This window comes from Pseudomonas sp. PDM09 (genome assembly GCF_014852305.1).
Classification (GTDB): domain Bacteria; phylum Pseudomonadota; class Gammaproteobacteria; order Pseudomonadales; family Pseudomonadaceae; genus Aquipseudomonas.
This window is the reverse complement of the sequence record NZ_JACVBI010000003.1, coordinates 266,113-288,821: the sequence shown is the minus strand read 5'-3', so window position 1 is coordinate 288,821 and position 22,709 is coordinate 266,113. Positions and strand designations below refer to the sequence as shown.

The following is a 22,709-nucleotide window of genomic DNA, read 5'->3' as shown; positions in this document are numbered from 1 at the left end:
GGCGAGCGGCGAGCAATGCAACCGCGGCGCATGAGCGCAATGGTGCTTGTCGCTGCCGCACAAGTACAGTCAAGCGTGTCGATAGTGAGTATTAAGTCAACGCGGTCATGACCGCCTTCTGATAGGCCGGACGCTGTTTCAATCGCGCATACCAGGCTTGGAGATGAGGCTGCGGCGCGCGCTCGATCGGCATCTCGAACCAGGCATAAATGAAACTGCCCAGGGGAATGTCGCCCATGCCGATCTCATCGCCCGACAGATACGGTTTGGCCGCCAGCGCTTGATCGGCCATCGACAGCAGACCGTCGCACTCCTTGATTGCAGCCTTGATGGCCGGCCAGTCCTGCTGGTCTTCCGGGGTGCGCAACACGCCCCAGAACACCGTGCGGAACGGGGCGGCAAAACTTGAGGTGGTCCAGTCCATCCACTTTTCGGCAGAGGCTCGGGCTTGCAGGTCTGTCGGATACCAGGCAGTACCGCTGGCATGACGGGCCATCAGGTAACGGACGATGGTGTTGGATTCCCACAGCACAAAACCGTCGTCTTCGATCACCGGCACGCGGCCGTTGGGATTCATCGCGCGGTACTCAGGCGTGTCGACTACACCAAAGGCGCCGCCGGCATCGATGGCTTCATAGGCCAGGCCCAGTTCTTCGGCCGCCCACAACGGCTTCCTGACATTCGACGAATTTTTCCGACCCCAGATCTTCAGCATGACCGCCCCTTTTTGGATGAATGCGCAGGCAGCATACGCCGGATCAGGCGCGACTCAAATCGCTCTGCATGTCCCCCAGCAGCACCGGCAGCTGCTCGCCAAACAGATGCGGATAGCACTTTTCCAGGTGTTCGAAAAAGAACGCTTCAGGCACATCGGTGAACTGGCCGTGATCGATCAGGTACTCCATCAGCTGCGCGCCGTCACGATTGAAGGGGTGGAACACACTGTCATTGATCCCGTCGAACTCCAGCGGCGCGACATTGAACAGTTCGCAGAGTTGTTGATTGAAAGCCGGCGTGGCTTTGACCCAACGATCGTTCAGATACAACTCGGTGTAGCCGTGCATGGCGAATACATCGCTTTTGAGCAGTTCGAGCAGACGCGGCGTCGACAGATGATTACGCACATCTGCCAGACCGATACGCGCCGGGATCCCGCAATGCCGGGCTGCACCGGCGAGCAGCGTGGCTTTGGGCACGCAATAACTCTCCCCCGCCGCCAGCGCATAGCTGCCGCGCAAGGTTTCTGGATCGCGGCTGAAGGTGTAAGGGTTGTAGCGTACGGCCTCGCGCACCGCGTAATAGAGATTGATCGCCTGCTCGAGCGGATCGCGCCCGGTGCCACGGTGTTTTTCGGCGAACGCCACCACCGAGGGGTGGTCACTGTCGATGAAGCGGCCGGGGCTCAGATACGCATGCATGGCAACAATCTCCAGGGGGAAGCCACGAGTCTAGCGACACCTTCAGCACAGAGATAACGACGTTTCGGCCAAATATCAGCGTTTGCCGCGCTGTCGATAACAGCGCTTAACCGTCCGCCCTCGAAATAACTGACGAATTTCAGCCGTTGCTTCCTACACGCTCAGACTCATGCGCTGGCCCCCCACTTTTATGGATGCCGTCTAAGCTCTGAAAGTGGTTTTGCCCCTGGCTTCATGGAGAATTGAATATGTTGCTGTTGTGGATACTGGTTCTGGTGGTCGGGATTGCCTACCTGGCACATCGCCGCACCGCGCCTCTGCCCGCCTTGGGCATCATTGCGGCCTATCTGCTGGCGATGGGCATCTTCAGCCATGCCCCCGTCTGGCTCATGCTGATTTTCTGGGTAATGCTCGCGGTCGTGACCGCTTTCCTGTTGCTGCCGGACCTGCGCCGAAAACTCTTCACGACGCCGATATTCGGCTGGTTTCAAAAAAACCTGCCGCCGATGTCGCAAACCGAACGTGAAGCCATTGAAGCGGGCACGGTCTGGTGGGACGGCGAGCTGTTCAGCGGGCGCCCGGACTGGAACAAGCTGCTGGCTTATCCAAAAGCGCAACTGAGCGAAGAGGAACAAGCGTTCATCGATGGCCCGACCGAAGAGCTCTGCGCCATGGTCAGCGATTGGCAGATCGGCCAGTTGCTGGATCTGCCGCCCAAGGCTTGGGATCACATTAAACAACATGGCTTTTTTGCCCTGATCATCCCCAAAGAGTACGGTGGCAAAGGCTTCTCGGCCTATGCCCACTCCCAAGTGGCGATGAAACTGGCCACCCGCAGCGGCGACCTGGCGTCGACCGTCATGGTGCCCAACTCCCTGGGACCTGCGGAGCTGCTGCTGCATTACGGCACCGACGAACAACGCAATCATTACCTGCCACGGCTGGCCCGTGGCGAAGATATCCCCTGCTTTGCCCTGACCGGCCCGATGGCGGGCTCCAACGTCGGCGGGATGACCGACACCGGGGTCATCTGCAAAGGTGAATGGGAGGGCAAGGAAACCCTCGGCCTGCGTCTGAACTGGGAAAAACGCTACATCACCCTCGGCCCGGTTGCGACCTTGATCGGCCTGGCCTTCAAGGCCTATGACCCGGACCATCTGCTGGGCGACAAAGTCGACCTGGGGATCAGCCTCGCCTTGATTCCAACCCAGACCCCCGGTGTAGAAATCGGTCGCCGTCACCTGCCGCTGGGCGCCTCGTTCATGAACGGCCCGAACTCCGGCAAGGACGTGTTCGTACCGCTGGAATTCATCATCGGCGGTCAGGAGATGCTCGGCGAAGGCTGGATGATGCTGATGAACTGCCTGTCGGTCGGGCGTTCCATTTCGCTGCCTGCCATCGGTACTGCTGCGGGCAAGTTCACCAGTCTGGTGACAGGCCAATACGCGCAGGTTCGCGAACAATTCAACGCACCGCTGTCAGCCTTCGAAGGGATTCAGGAAGCACTGGCGCGGATCGGCGGCAGTACCTGGCTGATGGACAGCGCACGGATGCTCACCGCCAACGCGGTCGACCTCGGCGAAAAACCGTCGGTACCTTCGGCCATTATCAAATACCACCTCTCTGAACGCGGCCGCGAATGCATCAGCCACGCCATGGATGTTCACGGCGGCAGGGCCATCATCATGGGCCCGAACAACTACCTGGCGCGTGGCTGGCAAGGTGCGCCCATTTCCGTCACGGTTGAAGGTGCGAACATCCTGACACGCAGTTTGATGATCTTCGGCCAGGGCGCTATTCGCTGCCATCCGTTCGTGCTCAAGGAAATGGCCCTCGCCCATCGCGAAGACAAACAACAGGCACTGATCGAGTTCGATGCACTGCTGCTCGACCACATTGGTTTTGCCGTGTGCAACGCCGCCAGCACGCTGGTGCTGAACCTCGGCCTCGGGCATTTCGAACACATGCCCGGGGACAGGCTCAGCCAAGGCTATTTCCGCGCCCTCAACCGTCAGGCCGCGGCCTTTGCCTTGCTTGCAGACCTGAGCATGATGCTGCTGGGCGGTGATTTGAAACGTCGCGAACGGCTGTCCGCACGTCTGGGCGATGTACTCAGCTACCTGTATCTGGCCTCCGGCGCACTCAAGCGTTATCACGATCTCGATTCGCCGGAGCATATGCATCCGCTGTTCGCCTGGGCCATGGAAGAGAGCCTCGGTCAGTCCGAACGTGCGCTGGACGAACTGCTGACCAACTTCCCGAACAAGGTACTCGGATGCCTGCTGCGGGTGATGGTGTTCCCGTTCGGTCGTCGTCACAGAGGCCCGTCGGACAGACTGGCGGCCAATGTCGCAGCCGTCATCGGCCGTCCCAAGGGCGATCCAACGCTTGAGGAGTTGCTGGGCGGCTGCTATCGCCCGCAATCACCAGAAGATTCGGTCGGCGCCCTGCAGCACGCCTGCGACTTGTTGAACGCCGCCAAGCCGCTACAGAAAAAACTCAATACGGCACTGAAAAGTCGCCAGGTCAAACCCACTGTCGGAGAGTCTCCCATTGATGCCGCCCTGGAGGCTGGCGTCTTGCAACCGCTTGAAGCCCAGACCTTGCGCGAGGCAGAAGTGGCGCGACGCAAGGTGATCGATGTCGATGATTTCGACCCAAAGGAGCTGGTATTGGCCAAAGGCAAGGTCCGCTGATCCGGCGGACCCTGTGTCTTGCATGGGGTTCTTTAATATGTGAAAAGGGGCGCAGGAGCTTTATACTCCCGCGCCCGTTTTGCTCTTGAGGACTTATCTCGTGTCCAACGTCGTTGCCGATCATCTCGTCTTGCTCGACCACCTGCGCAGCATCCTGGTCGCCGTAGGTGAGGCCGAACAGGTTCCCGAAGAAAGCCATGCCTTGTTCCTGGAGCGCTTCGACGAACTGCGTGCATTGCTGCCGGTCGACCCGATCGAAAGCCAATACCTGGGCCAGGACATTCTGTGTCAGGTGATCACTCGTTATCCGCAAATCGCCCACCTGGTCCCGCGCGACCTGCTGTGGTATTTCGCCGGCGACTGCCTGCATTACATGCCCGATGATGAAATCGACCTGTACCAGGCCCTTGAAGAACGTCGCTTCGAAGCCGAACAGAACGACGAACCGTTCGACTGGAATCAGGAAAAACAGCTGCTGGCGATGTCGAACCAGGACAGCAAGCACTGATTCCACTGTCAGCAAATGCAAAGGCCCGCATGGTTATTCATGCGGGCCTTTTTTTTTGGCATTGCCGAGTGATGTGGTGTTTGGGCTGCCGTCTTCGCGAGCAAGCCCGCTCCCACATTTGATCTTCAGTGGACACAGATTCTGTGTACGACAGAAGTCCACTGTGGGAGCGGGCTTGCTCGCGAAGAGGCCCGTCAAAGCAGCCCATCACTTTCGGGCAACTCATACTCTGCCGCGACCTTGCCCAATGCACCCGGTTTGCCCGGCCGGCTCAAGGTCGGCTCCTTCTCCAGGCACTCCACCAGATAATCGATAAGCACCCGTAACTTGGGCGGTAGATAGCGGGTGGGCGAATGCAGCAGCCAGGCGCCTCCGTGGTAGGACGCCAGAAAAGTCCAGTCTGGCAGAACCTGAACGATCAGCCCTTGTTCCAGCGCATAACGGGCGGTGAAGTACGGCAGGCTGCCGATTCCGATGTGTTGCAATACCGCGCCCAGCCGCACCCCCGTGTGATTGGCGGCATAACGGCCGCGCACGCCGACGGTCACGGCTTTGCTGCCTTTCTTGAATTTCCAGCGCGCATCGCTCGGGGTTTCGCCCAGATAGATACAGCTGTGGTTGAGCAAATCATGGGGATGAGTCGGGGTGCCGTGTTCGGCCAGGTACTGTGGCGTTGCACAGAGTAAATGATCGATGGTCAACAACTGCCGCCCCACCAGCCCCGCGGGCGGGCGGTCGGTAATACGGATCGCCAGATCGACGTTGTCGTCGATCAAATCCATCTGACGGTCCTCGAGCAACAACTCCACATTCACTTTGGGATAGCGCCGCAGGAATTCGGGCATGTGCGGATGAATCACGAATCGCCCGACAGCCTTGGGCACGCTGACACGCACCAGCCCTTCCGCTTCATGGGTGAACTGACCGCTGATTTCCATCACCGACTTCGCCGCGCTGACCATCTCCTGGCAACGCTTGAACACCTCTTCGCCACCGTCACTCAGGCGCAGCTTGCGCGTGGTTCGCTGCAGCAGCCGCGTGGCGAGTGCCTTCTCCAGCCGCGAAATGCTGCGACTTACCGCCGAGGGTGAAGAACCTAGTTGGCGTGCCGCTTCGGAGAAACTGCCAGTCTCGACAACCTTGACGAAAATCGCCATTTCACCGAGCAACGTCAGGGGAAGATTTATGCTCACAGCGCAACAGTCCTTTGATGATTGAACGGATTATCACGCAATTCCACGGTTCATATAATAAAAATAGAAACTTTAATAAGAGCATGGAATATGACGCTTCGCCTCTTCTTCCATAGTGATGAGCTCAAGGCCAACGTGGAAGTCCTGGAATGCACACCCCAGGAGAACGAATTCGCTGTGGTGTTGCGGGCCACACTGTTTCATCCTCAAGGCGGCGGGCAACCCTGGGATACCGGCTGGATCGGCGAAAGCCAGGTGCTGCGCGTGGTTCAGGATCCGGACCGGATCATCCATTTTGTCGACCACCCGGTAAAACTCGGCATGACCCAGATTCGGGTTGACGAGCAACGACGCCGGTTCAACACGCGCATGCATTCGGCGGGTCACCTGATCGGTCACTTCGTCCAGGCAATGGGCTGGATGCCGATCAAGGCTCATCACTGGCCCGATGAAGGACGCGTTCAGTTCAAACCGGGTGATAGCGCGCAGGAAGTCGATGCCCAGACGATTCAACACGGCGTCACGCAATGGATCGCCCATGACCTGCCGCGCTTGACGTCGTTGCGCGAAGGCGCCCGGGAAATCGGTTTCGGTGAACTGCCCGCCTACGGTTGCGGCGGCACCCATGTACGGAGCCTGAAGGATTTGGGCACGGTCACGATCGCTTCCCTTTCACAGAAAAAGGGAACGCTGTCAGTCCACTACAGCGTGGACTGAACATTTGGGCGATGTCGGCCCCGTCATCGCCTGACGCCGGGGGAGCCTGCATTCGCGGGCTCTGTTGACTATCGATAGATGGACCTAAAGACATGATGCTTGACGTCGAGCGTCTCGATGAGACGTGCATACAAAAACTGGCCAACGAAGAAGTCCTCGCCATCCGCGTCAAGGGCTTGTTGCCTGGGCCGCTGGCGATCCAGATCGGCGACAAGATCCTCGCCCCCGGCTTCGAAGGCTACATCAACGCGCCGAGTATCGGCCGCATTGGCATGGCGTTTTATGAAGCGGAAAACCAGCCGCTGCTGATCGAGGACTATTTCGAGCGCGCCACCAGCAATATCGCCGAATTGCGCAGCCGTTGTGCGCCCTACTCCTCTCCTGTCGACACGTTGCGCTGCATGCTCGACGAGTCTTGGCCGGCGGGGGCGCATCTGGAAAATCTCTATGGCCGCAAGATGTATGTGGGCCTGTCCCGGGTCGTTAAGCCCGGGGTGTGCTTCCTCGCCCATCACGACATTTTCGCCAAGGACGCCCCGGACAGCTTCCAGGCCAGAAGCCTGGAAGCGCAGTTCGCCTGCAACGTCTACCTGAACATGCCGACCGAGGGCGGCGCGTTGCAGATGTGGGACCACGACATTTCTCCGGACCAGTTCGATGAAATGCGTGGCGACAGTTACGGCATCGACCCGGCTTTGCTCGGCCCTCCGACCCTGGAGATTCGTCCTGAGCCGGGTGATTTCATCATGTTCAATTCGCGCTGCATGCACTCGGTGACCCCGGGGGTGGACGATCCGCGATTGAGCCTTTCCTTCTTTGTCGGCTATCGCGGCAATGCTTCACCCCTGACTTTCTGGAGCTGAGATGTTTTCGAATTACCTGGGCGAGTTTCTGGCGCTGGCAACCATCCACTTTCTGGCCGTGGTCGCCCCCGGACCGGATTTTGCCGTGACCATCCGCCAAAGTGTGCGTTTCGGCCGTTTAGTGGGGATTTGCACGGCGCTGGGCATCGGCGCGGGCATTTCCGTGCATGTGCTTTACACCTTGCTCGGCGTCGGCGCGCTGATGCATACCACGCCCTGGTTGTTGACGGTGGCCAAGGTTGTGGGGGGGGCCTACATTTTGTACCTCGGCGTGAGCCTGATACGCAGCAAACCCAAATCAGCGATTGAAGGCGACAAGGATGCAGACGCGTCAACTGAACGGCAGACCTTGTTCAAGGCCTTCAGCACGGGGTTTCTGACCAACGCCACTAATCCCAAGGCCACGCTGTTTTTCCTGGCGATCTTCACCACGATCATCAGCGCCACGACACCGCTGCAGATTCAGGCGCTGTACGGGCTATGGATGTGTTTCGTGAATGCCTTGTGGTTCGTGATCGTGGCGCTGTTTTTTTCCAGCGCCCGGGTGCGACTGCTGTTCATGCGCATGGGGCACTGGTTCGAACGAACCATGGGGGTGATCCTGATTCTGTTCGCTGGCCGGTTGATTCTGTCGATGTAACAAAACCGCCCGCCAGTCTGACTGGCGGGCCGTCGATATCATTTCCTCGATAACCCAGACACTTACCAAAGCGCCAGGGTATAGCTGACGATCAAGCGATTCTCATCCAGATCATTGCCAAAGTTCGAACGCACCGACGCGTTGCGCCATTTAAAGCCCAAGCCTTTCAACGTACCGTCCTGCACCACGTAAGCGATATCGGTGTCGCGCTCCCATTCCTTGCCTTCACCCGCAGCACTGCGCTGCACGTTATCCCCCGAGATATAGCGGGTCATAAAGCTCAACCCCGGCACACCCAATGCGGCGAAGTTATAGTCGTAGCGCGTTTGCCAGGAGTGTTCGTCAACGTTGGCGAAGTCATTGATCTGCACGAAGTTGACCAGGTACGGATCGCTGCGGCCGATGTACGGAAACGGATCATCGCCGCTCATGCGCTGGTAGCCGAAGCCCAGCGCGTGACCGCCGCGACTGTAAGTAAACATCGCACCGAGAGCCTGGTTGTCGAGGTCACGAAAGTTGCCATCTTCAATACTGCGCGCATAGCGCACGTCGCTCTTGAGCGACTGACCGGCCCCCAGATCCAGCAGGTGCACCAATCCGAGGTAGTTTTGCTGGTAGATATTTTCCAGCTTGCCGTAGCGGTACTGCGCTGTCAGGTTCGGCAGGAATTGATAGTCAGCCCCGGCGAACTGGAACTTGTCGCTTTGCCCGCCGATGCGATTGGCAGTCATGTCCTGGTAGTCAGTGGAATCGACAAAATTTATCTGCGTGAGTTGACCGGCGGTGAGCTTCAAACGGTCTATTTCCTGCACATTGACCAGGCCGCCTTTGAAAGTTGACGGCAACAGGCGAGTGTCGTTGGAGTTCACCACCGGATCCTTGATCTGCAACGTCCCCAGCTTCAGGGTGCTCTTGGACAAACGCACTTTGGCGGTCAGGCCCAACTCGCCATAGCGATCCTGCGAGCCGCCCGACAAATCCGGCGGCAACAGATTGGTGCCCGCCGTGCCGCCGCCGGAGTCCAGTTTAAAACCGGCCATGCCCAGTGCATCCAGACCAAACCCCAGCGTGCCAGCGGTATACCCGGACTCCATCCGCAACAGAAAACCCTGTGCCCATTCCTCGGCTTTGTCTCGCGAGCCGTCCTGGCGGAAATCGCGATTGAAGTAAAAGTTGCGTGCTTCCAGGCTGCCTTTACTGTCGGTAATGAAATCCGCCTGAGCGGCCGGTGCGCCGAGCAAGCTCAACCCGAGCAATGTGCCGACCGGGAGGTACAACCGTTGGGTGGAAAGCAAATAGTTCATGCCTGCTCCTGTTACGGACGCGAGCGAGCCCTCTCGGGGGCGTTGCGATCGCGGCCGATGTTTGTCGATTAGCAATGGATCAGCGACGTCTGGGCACAATGGCCCAGACGTGTCGGGGTTCAGGATTCGAGTTGGCGACCGCGGGTTTCCGGCAGGCTTAACGCGGCCAGAATCACCACGCCATAGGCACCGGCAGCGAAGATTCCGATCCCCGTACCAATCGGCAACGTTTCGCTCAGCGCACCGATGAACAATGGAAACAGCGCCGCAATGGAACGCCCGGCGTTATAGCAAAAGCCCTGGCCCGAACCGCGCATGCGGGTCGGAAACAACTCGGTCAGAAAAGCGCCCATGCCGGCAAAAATGCCCGAGGCAAAAAAACCCAATGGAAAGCCCAGCCAGAGCATCCAGGTGTTGTCGATGGGCAGTTGGGTGTAAGCCAGAACGATCGCCATGGAGCCGACGGCAAACAGGATGAAGTTCTTCTTTCGGCCGATGGCATCGGTCAGCAACGCACTGGTCACATAGCCAATGTAGGAACCGACGATCACCATCGCCAGATAGCCGCCAGTGCCGAGCACGCTCAGGCCGCGCTCGGTTTTCAGGTAGGTCGGCAACCAGGTGGTGATCGCGTAATAACCGCCCAGCGCACCAGTGGTCAACAACGAAGCGCGCAAGGTGGTACTGAGCATCCGAGGCGCGAAAATTTCGAAGAAGGCCCAACGCGAATCCTTTTCAGGCTTGGCCTTGCGCTCAATGCAGGCCTGCTCGAAGGTGTCCGACTCCTTGACCAGTCGGCGGATCACCAATACGAATAGCGCTGGCACCAACCCGATCATGAACAGCGCCCGCCAGGCCTCTTCTGGTGGCAGAAAGCTGAATAATCCGGCATAGAGCAATGCCGTCAGCCCCCACCCCAGCGCCCATCCGGCCTGCACCATGCCCACTGCCTTGCCGCGATCCTTGGAACGAATCACCTCGCCAATCAGCACCGCACCCGCTGTCCATTCACCACCGAAGCCAAAGCCCATCAAAGTCCGGGCCACCAGCAGTTGCTCGTAGTTCTGTGCCAGTCCGCAGAGGAAAGTGAAGAAGGCGAACCACAGCACCGTCAGTTGCAAGGTGCGCACCCGACCGATGCGGTCGGACAGTATTCCGGCGATCCAGCCACCCGCTGCCGAGGCCAGCAGCGTACAAGTGCCAATCATCCCGGCATCGCCCTTGGAGATGCCCCAAGTGGCGATCAGGGTCGGAATGACGAAACTGAGCATCTGTGTGTCCATGCCATCCAGGGCATAGCCGATCTTGCAACTCCAGAAGGTACGCTTTTCATTTTTCGACAGGGGGCCGTACCAACTGAACGGGCCGGTGCGGCCCGAACCTGAAAGCACGTGGTCAGTCATGGTCTTTTCCATGGGAGTTCCTGCGGCAGCAAGCGAAGATGACGGACACGCCTCATTATTTTTTTGTGAAGGCGTTGTCGTGGGGGGGCAGACGCAGTGGCTGCGTCGTGGAGCGGATTCTTCGCGCCAAGGCCAAACTGCGTCAAACGGGAAAAAAACGAGGTTATGCATAAGAAAATTTGATACCCCCGGCGACGAACTCTGGAGTAACAATTACTGCACCCCCACCACGGTTCTCTGTGGAAAAACAGTGAACGCCCCACCACGAGAACTGCCATGAACCTCAAATTTCTCGAAACCTTCGTCTGGGTCGCACGCCTGCAAAGCTTCAGCCTTACCGCAGAGAAAATGTTCAGCACTCAGGCGGCTATCTCCAGCCGGATTGCCTCGCTGGAAGAAGAGTTGGGCCTGCGTTTGTTCGTGCGCGATTCGCGCGGGGTATCGCTAACGCTGGAAGGCCTCAAGGTGCTCGACTACGCCGAGCAGATGCTCGAGGTTCAGCGAGCATTGAAACACTCACTGGATAACACCAACCCGCAACAGGGCCTGGTGCGCATCGGTGTGATGGATACGGTGATCCACACTTGGCTCAGCCCGTTGATGTCGACCTTGATGCAGACCTTCCCCGCCGTGGAGATCGAGATCACGGCCGACGCCGCGCGTAATCTGTGCGATCAGCTGCAAAAGGGCTATCTGGACATCGTGTTCCAGACGGACCTGATCCGCCACGAAAGTGTGCGCAACCTCGAACTGGCGCACTATCCCATGCACTGGATCGCCGCCAGTAACTCAATCTATGCCCGCCCCTATGCCTCACTGGCCGAAATGGCCAGTGAGCGCATCATCACCTTCGTTAAAAACTCCCGGCCGCATCAGGATGTACTCAACCTGCTGCACGCCCACGGCATCAGCACGCCACGCGTCAGTTGCGTCAACTCGGTGTCGGCCATGACCCGGCTGATTCGTGACGGATTCGGTATTGGCGCCTTGCCGGCCGCGCTGGTGGCCAAGCCCTTGGCCAGCGGCGAGCTGATTCAGCTGGAACCGGGCACTCGCTTGCCGCAACTGGATGTCGTGGCTTCGTGGCGCGCCGGCGTCGGCCTGGAGTTGATCGAGAGCATCGTCGACATGAGCCGCCAGGTGGTCTCCCAATACGCTGCGGATGTCGGCCCGCTTCGAATGGTTCCGGCACCCGGTCTCAACAGCCGACGGACTCTTGAATAACTTTTAGTTGTCGGGGGGTAACAACATTCCTGGTTGGACGGCATCGTCATGGTTTTCTAAAAAGGGTCATCGAACCTGAAGAGATGCCGTGATGAGCCAACCCACTCTGTCTTTCGAACAACTGAGGCACAGCGTTCCACTGGCCCTGCGCCAATGCATCGCTGCCGGACAATATCAGGGCCACACCAGCGGCTTGGCCCAAGGTCGGGTGCAAGCCAATCTCGTGATTCTACCCAATGATTGGGCTAACGAGTTTCTCCGGTATTGCACGCTCAATCGGCAGGCTTGCCCGGTGCTCGACGTTACCGAACCGGGTGATCCGTATTTTCGCAATCTCGGCACAGCCATTGATATCCGCCACGAGGTGTCCCGATACAGGGTCTATCGGCATGGCGAACTGAGCGAAGAACCGTCGGATATCGAGCATTTGTGGCAGGACGATCTGGTGGCCTTCGCCATCGGTTGCTCGTTCTCCTTCGAACAACCGCTGCTGGATGCCGGCATCGCCCTCAGGCACATCGATCTGGGGCGCAATGTCGCCATGTACCGGACGAACATAGACACCCGCCCTACCGCGCGCCTGAGCGGCAAGCTGGTGGTGAGCATGCGCCCGATGCAGGCCGCCGCGGCGATCCAGGCGATCCAGATCACCGCACGCATGCCCAACGTCCACGGCGCGCCCGTACACATCGGTGATCCGGCGCTGATCGGCATCGATTCACTAAGCAGCCCGGACTACGGCGATGCCGTGCCAGTCGAAGCCGACGAAATCCCGGTATTCTGGGCCTGCGGTGTGACCCCGCAATCGGTGGTGCAAACTTCGCGTCCGCCGCTGTGCATCACCCACGCCCCCGGCTGCATGCTGGTAACGGATGTTTTGAATAGCGCTTTGTAAATGAGTGCGGGCTCGCGTGGAATAGTAACGTGAGCCTTGGATTGGCCTGTTTTCAACCTGATATGGATGCCACGGACAAACAATGAACACTGCTCAACAATCGATTCAACAGTACATAAAAGCCAAGGACGGTAACCGCCCACATTTGTTACCCCAGGCTTTTGCGCCAGACGCGATCCTGGACATGGTCGTGCACACCGGATCTATCTCGTTTCCACCCCACGTTGAAGGCCTCGGATCTATCGGCGATGTGCTCGTCAGGCGATTCGGCCAGACTTTCGAAAACGTCTATACCTTTTGCCTGGGACGTCCACCTGAACCGCAGGCCAAAACATTCCAGTGCAAATGGCTGGTCGGCATGTCCGACAAGAGCGGCGGCGAAGTTCGAGTCGGTTGCGGTCTGTATGAGTGGCAGTTCAGCCCCGAGTCGGGGCTTGTCGAGAGGCTCACTATCACCATTGAGCACATGAAAACCCTGCCAGCGACTGATCTGCACTGCATCATGGAGTGGGTATCGCATCTGGATTACCCATGGTGCAGTTCGCAAGCGTTAGTGAGTGATGCTCCTGATATAGACATGCTTGAAGAGGTGATCCAGTACCTTACGGCCAATACGCCAACCTGAACTTCGCAGGTGTAGAACTACACAATCTGTCATATTCAGCTTCCTTGTCATATCCCGCCAGATGCCATTGTTACGATTGGTCAGCATCCGAAAAGTACAAACCGGCACGTCTGAAAACGCCACTCAATGAGTGGCGTTTTTGTGAAATATGCAGCGCAAAACCCAAAGAAAAACTCGCAGGACCGTAAAGCACCCCTTATTCCATCAGCATCCGGCGCAATACCAATGATTGCGTGGCCTGACCGTGCTTTTCAGAAAAAAAACCAACATCTGTATCGAAAGTTTTCGTTCGAAGCATGGCGCTTTGCCTTGGTTGAACTACCTTTCAAACAAGAAGAAAACATAACGGTTCGAAATGCCACGTTAGGTTCAGCGATCAGATAGCGGATTGGCAAAAGGAGTTACCTCACTATGATCCTGACAAGCGTTTTCCGGCTCAGTGCGTTAATTGCCGGTTGCTTTTTAGGGGAGTCAGGTCGGCGCAAAGTGCCGTCTTTAGCTGCTGTCGAGCCTGCGCATATCGTTCGGGTTGACAGCCCAGGCATCTGGATCACTAAAAACCGTTATAGCGAAGGTCGCTCGCCGTTCAGTCAGAACAGCGTATTGCAGCTGCTTGCATGTAGCACCAAAGAATGTTGCCGGGGCCATTAGTCAGGGGTCTGGCGGGGTAGAGGGCCGACCAAGGCCCCTTGTAGTGATCCGAGGCAACCTGGTTTTGCCTCAAAGATGGCTATTCAGCGAGGATGCACTTAATGAGCTATCGTACCGTGCCCGCTTTCAAGCGAATTATCCATGGTCTGTTCTGGACGGGCCTCAGCGTGAATGCGGCTCAGGCCGCGCCGGCCAATTGTTCGCAACTGGATAATATGCCGACAACGTTTGAGGTCGGTCAGGGGCTTCAGAATGAACTGCGCGTCCCCGTCCCGGTGACACAGCTGGCAGTCGGCGATCCTAAAATCGCCGACGTGCAACCCAGCGGCAACAACCCCAATGCTTTCTTGCTCACCGGTATGGCGCCGGGGACCACCAGCCTGATGGTCTGGACTGCCTGTTCGGCAACGCCGCGCCAAAGCATGGTGTTCGTCAAGGGCAAGGCCACCGCGGCGCTCACCAGCGTCTCGACAGTGCCTTCCGAAGACCCGCTGTTGCCGATCCAGGTGCAAACTGACATCCGCTTCGTTGAAGTCAGCCGGACCAAACTCAAGGAAGCCAATGCCTCGATTTTTGGCCGCCAAGGCAACTTCCTGTTCGGCTCACCGAGAACCTTGCCCACCATCGGCGGCATTGTCACGCCGTCGGTGCCGGTGAACAACGGCATGTTCAACTTCGCTTTTGCGTCCAGCGATACTCTAGTGTCAATCAACGCACTGGAAGGCAGCGGTTTCGCCTACACCCTGGCACGGCCAAGCCTGGTAGCGCTCAGCGGGCAGAGTGCGAGCTTCCTGGCCGGTGGTGAAGTGCCGATTCCGGTACCCAGTTCAGGCAGCGATAACGTGTCTATCGAGTACAAGGAATTCGGTATTCGCCTGACCCTGACCCCGACCATCATCGGGAAAAACCGTATCGCGCTGAAGGTGGCGCCGGAAGTCAGCGAACTGGACTTCACCAACGCCGTAAGCATCGCCGGCACCATCGTTCCGGCACTGACCATTCGACGTACCGACACCAGCATCTCCCTGGCGGACGGCGAAAGCTTCGTCATCAGCGGCCTGATCAGCACCCGCAACAGTTCCCAGGTGAACAAGTTTCCAGGGTTGGGCGATATCCCGATTCTGGGCGCGTTCTTCCGCGACAACAGCATCAACCGTGAAGAGCGTGAACTGCTGATGATCGTGACTCCGCATCTGGTCCAGCCACTGGCTGCCAATGCACAACTACCGTCATTGCCTGGCGAACAACTGCGCAATTACGACCCGAACTTCTATCGTATGTTCTTCCTCGAAAATGGCGATTTCGACAGTCGCTCCGGGCTCTCGCAATGAGCCTGAATCAGACTTGCCTCGCCCTCACTCGTAACGGTGATCTTGAACGCTTGCCAAGCCAGCTTTATTGCCATTGGCCAGGCGTTCAACGTGTTGTAGCCAGAGGACACTCGATGAAAGCAGTCATTGCAATAGCGGCGACAATAATGCTCACAGGTTGTGCCAGCAATGGCCTGTCTTCGCGACCGTCTGAATGTGCCAAGCCCGCTTCGGATCAAGAGTTGGCCCTGAGCCTGGCCGACAACATGGTCAGCGAAGGCCGTTTGTATGCCAGCCTGGCAAATCTTGAAGGTTTGCCCGACAACCTGGTTCAGGTTCGCCTGCGCAAGGCTCGGGTGCTGCGCTTGATGGGGCGTAACGAGGCGGGGCCGTTGTATCAAAGCTTGCTCGGCACCTGTCTGGCCGCCGACGGGGAACATGGCTTGGGCCAGTTGGCCGCGGCCAAAAATGATTACGCCAACGCTACCACTCACCTTGAGCGTGCGGTGAAGATGGCCCCCACCGACGAAAGGATGCGCAATGACCTGGGGGTGGTCTACCTCAATCAGCGACGGATCCCTGAAGCACGCTTTGAGTTCATGACCGCCATGGAGCTCAAACAGTCCAATTCACTGGCGGCAATCAATATGGTGACGCTGCTGATCTATCAGGATAACTGGAAGGCAGCTTCCGAACTCGTGACCCGCGCCAGCTTAAGCCCTCAGCAAGTCGCAGAGGCTCAAACCCGCGCGGAAAAACTCAAGGCTTCTGCTAAAAAAGCGGTGGCTTCCGAGGGGAATCGCAGAACTGAGGTAGCCGATGCCTCATCCAGTGCGACCAAGTAAAACGTACGAGGAGTCGAGATGAATACCAAGAGGCTGTTGATCGTGTGCATGGCTTGCCTGTCCACCAGTGCCTGGGCTTTTGAACCAGGCCCCTCTTCGAAGGAGCAAAAAGGCACCGAGCAGTGGATGCAGCTACAGATTCGCGGGATAGTTGCTTCACCCAAACTGCAAACCGCTTCGGCCACCGAACGCGACCTGGCCATGCAGCGTTGGCTGAACAGCTTCAACTACCCGATTCCGGAGTTTTTTGACCAGGATGTAGGCGGCGACGCCGCCAGCAGCAGCAACTGAAATACGTCAATGGGTGATCAGCCTCTGGCATCGTCCAGAGTAAGCCTGGCTGCAAGCCGGGCTTAATGACGTATGCAGAAAAGTATTGATATCCACATTTTCCAATCCTGCCCGGATTCTCCCGTAGGAGCTGCCGAAGGCTGCGATCGTTGCTCTTCAGCAATCCCTCGGCCATCAAAATCAAAAGATTGCAGGCTTCGCCAGCTCCTGCCCGCTCGGTGTTCCAGGAGGATGTGTCTGGTAACCCATTACTTGCGCCTTGATCAGCCTGTCACCGAGCGTATCGCGACAATCAGCGCCCAGTCGTGATGAACAGATATGCGCAAATCCCTGTAGGAGCTGTCGCAGGCTGCGATCTTTTGATTCAGAGGCCTGGACAACGAATTGCCTGCCAGAAAAATCAAAAGATCGAAGCCTGCGACAGCTCCTACAGGGATGTGGACCTATGGAAGGAAATTGCAGATCAGGCTTGAGTGGCAAGGCCATCGTACTCGACAGCCTCCGTCCGTTATTTCAACCAAATGCTTTCATTACTCCGATCAAGGCCGGGCCGATGGCGACCAGGAAGAAGCTCGGCCACAGGCAGAAGATCAGCGGAAATATCAGCTTGGTGCCGATTTTCGCCCCTGCCTCTTCGGCAGCCTGCGTACGCCGGTCACGGAACTCATCGGCATAGATGCGCAGGGTATCGGCCACGCTGGTACCGAAGCGAATACTCTGCGCCAACAGACTGACCAACCCTTGTACGTCATCAAGACCGGTGCGCACGGCCAGTTGCTTGAGCGCCTCGGTACTGGAAATGCCCGCGCGGATTTGCGCATTGACCAGGGCCAGCTCTTCAGCCAGCTCAACCTGACTGACCGACATTTCTTCAGCCACCCGCTCGATGGTCGTGGGCAGGGCCAGGCCCGACTCCACGCACACCACCATCAGGTCCAGTGCATCCGGAAACGCGGCGCGCAGCCGGTTTTGACGCGCCTGCTTGCGCTTGCCGACATACAGGGCCGGCAGCAGCCATCCGATACCCGCCGCCATGACCACCAACAGCAGGCCAATGGTCAGCGAAACCTTGGGAATCAAAGGTAATAGCAGCAATGCAACGCCGACCAGCAACAGCGGTAACATCAAACGCACCGCCCAGTACATCTGCACCGCCGAAGCAGAACGGTACCCCGCGTGCGTCAACAGGGTCTGGGTGGCAGATGCCTGAGCCGATTCGCTCGAGGCAAAGCGCTGACCGACCCGCTCCAGCAACAGTTGCAGATTGCCTGGAGCGTCCTGCCCGGTCGTATTGCCTAAATGACCACGCTTGATCAACGCCAGGCGACGCTGCACCGGGTCTTGAAGGCCCAACATCAGCAACATCACAGCAGAAGCCGCAAGCACCGCACTAAAACCGACCACGCTAATAAACAATATGCGCGCCAGCTCTTCGTTCCCCGTGACCCGACTGAACAAACCGAGTAAAAAGTCCATGATCCTATACCTCCCGGTAGCGACTACCGCTTAAACCTGAATCCGGATGATTTTTTTTATCCAGAAGATCCCGATCAACATGGCGCAGAAAGCCCCGATGATCAGCTTGTGGCCTAAGGGATCGTTGAGCAGCACAGGCAAGTAAGTGGGGCTTGTAACGATGATCGCAATCGCCAGCACGAAGGGAATGGCCACCAGTATCCAGGCCGACATCCGCCCTTCGGCCGACAGGGTCTTGATCTTGCGCTGAAAGCGGTAACGCCCGCGGATCAGCCGGCTCAAACGTTCCAGCACTTCTGTCAGATTGCCGCCGGTCTCGCGATGGATGAGGATCGAGGTCACCAGCATCATCACTGTCATGCTTGGCATGCGCTCCAGCAGGCCGAGCATGGCCCGGCGTACATCGTTGCCATAGTTGATATCGGCGAAGGTCAGGCCGAACTCATGTGCAACCGGCCCTTTGTGCTCTTCGGCGACCAGGCGCAGGGTTTCGTTGAACGGGTGCCCGGCGCGCAGAGCACGGCACATGGCATCCAGTGCATCCGGCAGACCTTCCTCAAACTCAGCGAAACGTTTGCCCCGGTCACGAGAGATTTTCAGCAGGGGTACCCAGAACGCCCCGAACGCCGCCAGCGGCGCCATCCACCAGACCGACGAGATCATCCAGATCGAGATACCCGCACAGACGCCCAGGAACAGCCCGAGGACTATCACCCGATAAGCGCGATATTCATGGCCGGCCTGCTCGATCATCTGGGTCAGGCTCGCCATAAAAGGCAACTGCTCGAGCATGGCCTCCAGTGGTGACAAACGCGTCAGGTATTTCTGCCGCAATACCGTCTGCATGTTGGGCAGATTGTTGGCCTTCTCCATCACATGCAAGCGGCCGCGGATGCGCTTGCGCATCTTGCCGGCCTCGCCGAACACCGGCACCACCACGCCCTGGGAAAGAAGAAACACGGCGATAAACACCATGGCGAGGAACATCAGAATGAATTCACCAGGAATATTGTTCATGACTGTCGTGCCTCCATCCATTCAGGCCTGAACATCGTCAGCGGCAATTCGATGCCGCGCTTGGCCAGCACATCGCGGAAGGCCGGGATCATGCCGCTGGGGCGATAATCGCCAAGCACTTCGCCGTTCTCGCCCATGCCTTGACGCGCAAAGGAGAAAATTTCGGTCATGGTGATGATCTCGCCTTCCATGCCGTTGATCTCCTGCACGCTGACCAGTCGGCGCTTGCCGTCTTCCTGACGCTCCAGCTGAATCACCACATCGATGGCCGAAGCGATCTGCTGACGCATGGCTTTGATCGGGAAGGTCGCACCGGTCATCGACACCATGTTCTCGATTCGTCCCAACGCATCACGTGCAGTGTTGGCGTGGATGGTGGTCAGCGAGCCGTCGTGACCGGTGTTCATCGCGGTGAGCATGTCCAGCGCTTCAGCGCCGCGCACTTCGCCGATCACAATGCGGTCCGGGCGCATCCGCAAACTGTTGCGCACCAACTCCCGCTGACTCACCTCGCCTCGTCCCTCAATGTTGCAAGGGCGGGTTTCCAGGCGCACCACATGGGGCTGCTGCAGTTGCAGTTCGGCCGAGTCTTCAATGGTGACGATCCGCTCGTTTTGCGGGATAAAACTGGACAGCACATTGAGCATGGTGGTCTTGCCGCTGCCGGTACCGCCGGAAATCAGCACGTTCAAGCGTCCGCGCACAATCGCCTTGAGTAGCAGGGCAATGGCCGGGGTCAACGTCCCCACCGAGATCAGGCTGTCGGTATTGAGCAGGTCCACCGCAAAGCGGCGAATCGACATGCTCGGGCCGTCGATGGCCAGCGGCGGAATAATCGCGTTAACCCGCGAACCGTCCTTGAGCCGGGCGTCCACCAACGGTGAGGACTCGTCGATACGACGACCCAGGCTGGAGACGATGCGGTCGATGATGTTCAGCAAATGCTGATCATCGCGAAAGCGCACATCGGTCCGTTGCAGTTTGCCGAAGCGTTCGACATAGACCGAGGCATGGCCGTTGACCAGAATGTCGGACACGCTGTGATCGGCCAGCAACGGTTCCAGGGGACCCAAGCCAAGCACTTCGTCAGTGATTTGCTTGATGATCAATTGGCGGCTGACAGAACTCACCGGCGCCGAATGCTCATCGAGCAAGCGCTGGCAAATGTCGCGAATCTGCCGCGTGGCCTCGGCCTGTTCAAGGGAGTCCAGCAAGGACAGGTCCATGACCTTGAGCAACTGCTGGTAGATCTTTTCCCGCCACTCGGCTTCCACCGGGGTAACCTGGCTTCTGGTTTCGTAAAGAACGTCCGGCGCCGCACGTTCCCACGCCATTAATTCCTCTGCCGGGTCCAGCAGGTCGTCGCCCAGCTGAGTAGCCGACGAAGCGGCGGGTTTACCGGACTGTTTGCGCAAGCGGTTACGAAAGTCGCTGATCATGGGTCATCCCCCGAAAAAACGGTTGAAGGCGCGTTTGAGTAAGCCTTTGTTCCCGGCCACCTGTTGACCGACCAGGTCCTCGGTCATGTCGCGCAGAGCGGTAGTAATCGCTGCTCTCGGCGCATGCAGCCCCAACGGCACGCCAGTGTTCTGACTCTGGCTGACCAGGTTGAAGTCGTTGGGTAATTTCGACAGATTGGTGCAGCGCAGCGCCTCACCGATGTCTTTGAGGCTAATCGCTGCCGACTTGTCAAAGCGGTTGACCACGATCTGCAATTGATCGCCGCGCACACCCAGGTCATCGCGAAGAATTCGCACCAGGGAGCTGGCATCCCGTAGATGACTGACGCTCTGCTGCACCACCACGTACACCCGGTCCACCTGTTCCAACACGGAGCCGGTGAGGTGGTCGATTTGCCGCGGCAGGTCGATCACCACCCAGTCGTAGCTGGCGCGGGCCAGTTTCAACAGGGCATCAAGCTGCTCGGGTTGGGCATCTTGCGGCAGACACAACTCACCGGCCCGACCACCCAGTACATGCAATGTTGGGCTGAAGTGACTGCAAAAACCGCGTAGCGCGACGCTGTCCATGCCGTCGATCTGATGCAGCACCTCCAGATGGCTGTGTGTCTGCGCCACATCCAGATAATGCGTGACGCTGCCAAATTGAAGGTCCATGTCCAGCAACAGCGTGCTGCCGCCCTTGGCACTGAGCTGCTGAGCCAGGTTGCAGGCCACCAGGGTTCCACCGGAACCGCCCTTGGCGCTCATCACGGCGATCAGCTTCCCTTCTGCACCACTGCCGGTCCGGACCTCCGTGACCAGACGATTCAAGGCGGCGACCAGTTCTGTTTCGGCGATGGGCTCTGGCAACACATCCCGGGCGCCAGCCTGCATCGCCAGGCGCATGGCTTCCTGTTCGCTCAGCAGGCCGCACACCAACATCGGCGGACGCTCATGGGCTGGATGTTGCAATAACGCCGCCAGTTCCTCGCGCCACAGGTGGCTGACGCGCAACAGCAACAGATCGGGCATCCGGTCCAGACCGTAGAGCGGGTCGACATGGCCATTGCTCACCAGGCGAGTGCTCACCTCAAGGCAAGGCATGCGCTGGCAGACACTCTGCAGGTCGCGCAAAGAGGTGGCATCGCGGCTGCTGATCAGCAACCGCAGCCCGGCTTTGCCGGTCGAGCTGGAGACTGGAGTTTCCTTGGTATTCAGCATGGTGTGATCTCCCCGGAATCGGAATGACGCCCAAGGCTTTCGCGTGGCAAGGTTGCCCTGAATGTGGGCAAGGTAATGGGCACGCCGAACCCGGGAATGAACAGATTGAAAACGAAGTTTTGCAGGCTCAGCTGGACATAGCGGATGGCACGAAAACCGTTGGTCCCACTCGTGTCGGCGGGGTTGGTCACCAAGGCGCCGTTTTCGTCCAGGTAGGTCAGCGTCAGGTTGCTGGTGGTCAAGTCGGTGATCAGCTGGCTGGTACCGGCGTCGGTCGCGGCATTGAAGATCGCCCGTCGCAAAACGACTGGATCGCTGATGTTGCACACTGCCGCCAGGCGTGCACCACGGCGAGCGGCTTCATCCAGTGCATTGACGGTGAAGTACAGTCGGCCCATTTCCAGCACGGCGAACAACAGCGTGAATACGAGCATACCGATGATGGCGAATTCCACGACATAGGTGCCGTGCATGCGTTTGCGATTCATCACAAAGCCCTCATGACAGTGGTGGCGACCAGCGGAATACTCAGCGCAATCGGATTACCGAAGAACCCCGGAATCGCTCCATTACAATTGCCACTGCCAATCACCGGGCAGAAGTTATAGGTGATGGTGACTCGAACATGGTTGGCGCCCTCTGCAGCGACCACTACGTTCGCGGTCGTCAGCCCAGACACCACAGGGGTGCCGGTCTGGCTGGGTACGCCATACACCGCTACATTTTTTGTCTGGGTCTGGAGCGCGCTGCTCAACGTGATAATGCCCAGTGTCGAGTTCCAGGCCTGGCTGGCGACGAAACGGTCGGCATCACGGCTGGCCTGTAGCAGTACGTTGTACTGGTAAAGCATGCGGCCGAACTCGCCCAGGCTCAGCAACAACAGGAGCAACAGCGGCAACACCAGGGTGAACTCCACCAAGGCCACGCCTTGCTGTGCCTGCGGTCGTTTAAAAGTGTGATGTCTCATGAC

Annotated in this window: 22 protein-coding genes; 11 read left to right on the top strand and 11 right to left on the bottom strand. The window is 58.3% G+C overall.

From position 1 onward, the window contains the following. Positions 1-91 precede the first annotated feature (91 nt). Both IB250_RS09965 and IB250_RS09960 read right to left on the bottom strand, forming a co-directional pair. A complete protein-coding gene (locus tag IB250_RS09965; RefSeq protein ID WP_192343981.1) occupies positions 92-715 on the bottom strand; it encodes a glutathione S-transferase family protein in 624 nt (207 codons plus the stop codon). 43 nt (positions 716-758) lie between these two features. After that, positions 759-1,418: a transglutaminase-like domain-containing protein gene (locus tag IB250_RS09960; RefSeq protein WP_192343980.1), complete on the bottom strand. Its 660-nt coding sequence runs from the start codon at positions 1,416-1,418 to the stop codon at positions 759-761. Positions 1,419-1,666: 248 nt separating this feature from the next. Here IB250_RS09960 and IB250_RS09955 point away from each other — a divergent pair, with 248 nt between their 5' ends. Both IB250_RS09955 and IB250_RS09950 read left to right on the top strand, forming a co-directional pair. Then, positions 1,667-4,114, top strand: coding sequence for an acyl-CoA dehydrogenase (locus IB250_RS09955; protein ID WP_192343979.1), 2,448 nt, complete (start codon positions 1,667-1,669; stop codon positions 4,112-4,114). A gap of 100 nt (positions 4,115-4,214) precedes the next feature. Beyond that, positions 4,215-4,622: a PA2817 family protein gene (locus IB250_RS09950; RefSeq protein WP_007905217.1), complete on the top strand. Its 408-nt coding sequence runs from the start codon at positions 4,215-4,217 to the stop codon at positions 4,620-4,622. 194 nt (positions 4,623-4,816) lie between these two features. Here IB250_RS09950 and IB250_RS09945 read toward each other — a convergent pair whose 3' ends face one another. After that, positions 4,817-5,815, bottom strand: coding sequence for a LysR family transcriptional regulator (locus IB250_RS09945; protein WP_192343978.1), 999 nt, complete (start codon positions 5,813-5,815; stop codon positions 4,817-4,819). A 90-nt stretch (positions 5,816-5,905) separates the two neighbouring features. On the opposite strand from IB250_RS09945, the gene IB250_RS09940 reads away from it, so the two are divergent. From IB250_RS09940 to IB250_RS09930, 3 genes are all read left to right on the top strand, one after another. Further along, positions 5,906-6,532 carry an alanyl-tRNA editing protein gene (locus tag IB250_RS09940; protein WP_192343977.1) on the top strand — a complete coding sequence of 209 codons (627 nt, stop codon included), beginning with the start codon at positions 5,906-5,908 and terminating at the stop codon, positions 6,530-6,532. 92 nt (positions 6,533-6,624) lie between these two features. Continuing rightward, positions 6,625-7,395 (top strand): 2OG-Fe(II) oxygenase, encoded by a 771-nt coding sequence (locus tag IB250_RS09935; protein ID WP_008070203.1) that lies wholly within the window; start codon positions 6,625-6,627, stop codon positions 7,393-7,395. Between the two features lies 1 nt (position 7,396). Further along, positions 7,397-8,035 carry a LysE family translocator gene (locus IB250_RS09930; RefSeq protein ID WP_192343976.1) on the top strand — a complete coding sequence of 213 codons (639 nt, stop codon included), beginning with the start codon at positions 7,397-7,399 and terminating at the stop codon, positions 8,033-8,035. A 62-nt stretch (positions 8,036-8,097) separates the two neighbouring features. Here IB250_RS09930 and IB250_RS09925 read toward each other — a convergent pair whose 3' ends face one another. Further along, entirely contained in the window at positions 8,098-9,339 is a 1,242-nt protein-coding gene (locus IB250_RS09925) for an OprD family porin (RefSeq protein WP_192343975.1), read from the bottom strand. 119 nt (positions 9,340-9,458) lie between these two features. Then, entirely contained in the window at positions 9,459-10,742 is a 1,284-nt protein-coding gene (locus IB250_RS09920; RefSeq protein WP_185022051.1) for an MFS transporter, read from the bottom strand. A 276-nt stretch (positions 10,743-11,018) separates the two neighbouring features. Here IB250_RS09920 and IB250_RS09915 point away from each other — a divergent pair, with 276 nt between their 5' ends. The 6 genes from IB250_RS09915 (at position 11,019) to IB250_RS09890 (ending at position 16,583) form a co-directional block, all read left to right on the top strand. Further along, positions 11,019-11,966 carry a LysR family transcriptional regulator gene (locus IB250_RS09915; protein WP_192343974.1) on the top strand — a complete coding sequence of 316 codons (948 nt, stop codon included), beginning with the start codon at positions 11,019-11,021 and terminating at the stop codon, positions 11,964-11,966. A 91-nt stretch (positions 11,967-12,057) separates the two neighbouring features. Then, positions 12,058-12,861, top strand: a complete 804-nt coding sequence (locus IB250_RS09910) for a putative hydro-lyase (protein ID WP_192343973.1) — start codon at positions 12,058-12,060, stop codon at positions 12,859-12,861. An 82-nt stretch (positions 12,862-12,943) separates the two neighbouring features. Beyond that, on the top strand, positions 12,944-13,486 hold the full coding sequence (locus tag IB250_RS09905) for a hypothetical protein (RefSeq protein WP_192343972.1): 543 nt from the start codon (positions 12,944-12,946) through the stop codon (positions 13,484-13,486). Between the two features lie 752 nt (positions 13,487-14,238). Further along, entirely contained in the window at positions 14,239-15,468 is a 1,230-nt protein-coding gene (locus IB250_RS09900; protein ID WP_192343971.1) for a type II and III secretion system protein family protein, read from the top strand. Positions 15,469-15,581: 113 nt separating this feature from the next. Beyond that, entirely contained in the window at positions 15,582-16,292 is a 711-nt protein-coding gene (locus IB250_RS09895) for a tetratricopeptide repeat protein (RefSeq protein ID WP_192343970.1), read from the top strand. Between the two features lie 18 nt (positions 16,293-16,310). After that, complete coding sequence (locus IB250_RS09890; RefSeq protein WP_192343969.1) at positions 16,311-16,583, top strand: DUF3613 domain-containing protein; 273 nt, start codon at positions 16,311-16,313, stop codon at positions 16,581-16,583. 513 nt (positions 16,584-17,096) lie between these two features. On the opposite strand, the gene IB250_RS09885 is transcribed toward IB250_RS09890, so the two are convergent. Genes IB250_RS09885 through IB250_RS09860 form a run of 6 tightly spaced genes read right to left on the bottom strand, consistent with a single transcriptional unit; the run spans position 17,097 to position 22,706 of the window. After that, positions 17,097-18,059 (bottom strand): type II secretion system F family protein, encoded by a 963-nt coding sequence (locus IB250_RS09885; protein ID WP_192343968.1) that lies wholly within the window; start codon positions 18,057-18,059, stop codon positions 17,097-17,099. Positions 18,060-18,089: 30 nt separating this feature from the next. After that, entirely contained in the window at positions 18,090-19,076 is a 987-nt protein-coding gene (locus tag IB250_RS09880; RefSeq protein WP_192343967.1) for a type II secretion system F family protein, read from the bottom strand. Continuing rightward, positions 19,073-20,515, bottom strand: a complete 1,443-nt coding sequence (locus IB250_RS09875) for a CpaF family protein (protein WP_192343966.1) — start codon at positions 20,513-20,515, stop codon at positions 19,073-19,075. Before IB250_RS09875 ends, IB250_RS09880 begins: the two co-directional genes overlap by 4 nt. A gap of 3 nt (positions 20,516-20,518) precedes the next feature. After that, entirely contained in the window at positions 20,519-21,739 is a 1,221-nt protein-coding gene (locus IB250_RS09870; RefSeq protein ID WP_192343965.1) for an AAA family ATPase, read from the bottom strand. After that, a complete protein-coding gene (locus IB250_RS09865; RefSeq protein WP_192343964.1) occupies positions 21,733-22,227 on the bottom strand; it encodes a TadE family protein in 495 nt (164 codons plus the stop codon). The genes IB250_RS09870 and IB250_RS09865 overlap by 7 nt, the downstream gene beginning before the upstream one ends. Next, complete coding sequence (locus tag IB250_RS09860) at positions 22,227-22,706, bottom strand: TadE/TadG family type IV pilus assembly protein (RefSeq protein WP_192343963.1); 480 nt, start codon at positions 22,704-22,706, stop codon at positions 22,227-22,229. Before IB250_RS09860 ends, IB250_RS09865 begins: the two co-directional genes overlap by 1 nt. Between the last annotated feature and the right edge of the window lie 3 nt (positions 22,707-22,709).

Bases quoted from the DNA above. Each gene is read 5' to 3' on its own strand.
- IB250_RS09965 (WP_192343981.1), bottom strand. From the start codon at position 715: ATGCTGAAGATCTGGGGTCGGAAAAATTCGTCGAATGTCAGGAAGCCG.
- IB250_RS09960 (WP_192343980.1), bottom strand. From the start codon at position 1,418: ATGCATGCGTATCTGAGCCCCGGCCGCTTCATCGACAGTGACCACCCC.
- IB250_RS09955 (WP_192343979.1), top strand. From the start codon at position 1,667: ATGTTGCTGTTGTGGATACTGGTTCTGGTGGTCGGGATTGCCTACCTG.
- IB250_RS09940 (WP_192343977.1), top strand. From the start codon at position 5,906: ATGACGCTTCGCCTCTTCTTCCATAGTGATGAGCTCAAGGCCAACGTG.
- IB250_RS09935 (WP_008070203.1), top strand. From the start codon at position 6,625: ATGATGCTTGACGTCGAGCGTCTCGATGAGACGTGCATACAAAAACTG.
- IB250_RS09930 (WP_192343976.1), top strand. From the start codon at position 7,397: ATGTTTTCGAATTACCTGGGCGAGTTTCTGGCGCTGGCAACCATCCAC.
- IB250_RS09925 (WP_192343975.1), bottom strand. From the start codon at position 9,339: ATGAACTATTTGCTTTCCACCCAACGGTTGTACCTCCCGGTCGGCACA.
- IB250_RS09920 (WP_185022051.1), bottom strand. From the start codon at position 10,742: ATGACTGACCACGTGCTTTCAGGTTCGGGCCGCACCGGCCCGTTCAGT.
- IB250_RS09915 (WP_192343974.1), top strand. From the start codon at position 11,019: ATGAACCTCAAATTTCTCGAAACCTTCGTCTGGGTCGCACGCCTGCAA.
- IB250_RS09910 (WP_192343973.1), top strand. From the start codon at position 12,058: ATGAGCCAACCCACTCTGTCTTTCGAACAACTGAGGCACAGCGTTCCA.
- IB250_RS09905 (WP_192343972.1), top strand. From the start codon at position 12,944: ATGAACACTGCTCAACAATCGATTCAACAGTACATAAAAGCCAAGGAC.
- IB250_RS09900 (WP_192343971.1), top strand. From the start codon at position 14,239: ATGAGCTATCGTACCGTGCCCGCTTTCAAGCGAATTATCCATGGTCTG.
- IB250_RS09895 (WP_192343970.1), top strand. From the start codon at position 15,582: ATGAAAGCAGTCATTGCAATAGCGGCGACAATAATGCTCACAGGTTGT.
- IB250_RS09890 (WP_192343969.1), top strand. From the start codon at position 16,311: ATGAATACCAAGAGGCTGTTGATCGTGTGCATGGCTTGCCTGTCCACC.
- IB250_RS09885 (WP_192343968.1), bottom strand. From the start codon at position 18,059: ATGGACTTTTTACTCGGTTTGTTCAGTCGGGTCACGGGGAACGAAGAG.
- IB250_RS09880 (WP_192343967.1), bottom strand. From the start codon at position 19,076: ATGAACAATATTCCTGGTGAATTCATTCTGATGTTCCTCGCCATGGTG.
- IB250_RS09875 (WP_192343966.1), bottom strand. From the start codon at position 20,515: ATGATCAGCGACTTTCGTAACCGCTTGCGCAAACAGTCCGGTAAACCC.
- IB250_RS09870 (WP_192343965.1), bottom strand. From the start codon at position 21,739: ATGCTGAATACCAAGGAAACTCCAGTCTCCAGCTCGACCGGCAAAGCC.
- IB250_RS09865 (WP_192343964.1), bottom strand. From the start codon at position 22,227: ATGAATCGCAAACGCATGCACGGCACCTATGTCGTGGAATTCGCCATC.
- IB250_RS09860 (WP_192343963.1), bottom strand. From the start codon at position 22,706: ATGAGACATCACACTTTTAAACGACCGCAGGCACAGCAAGGCGTGGCC.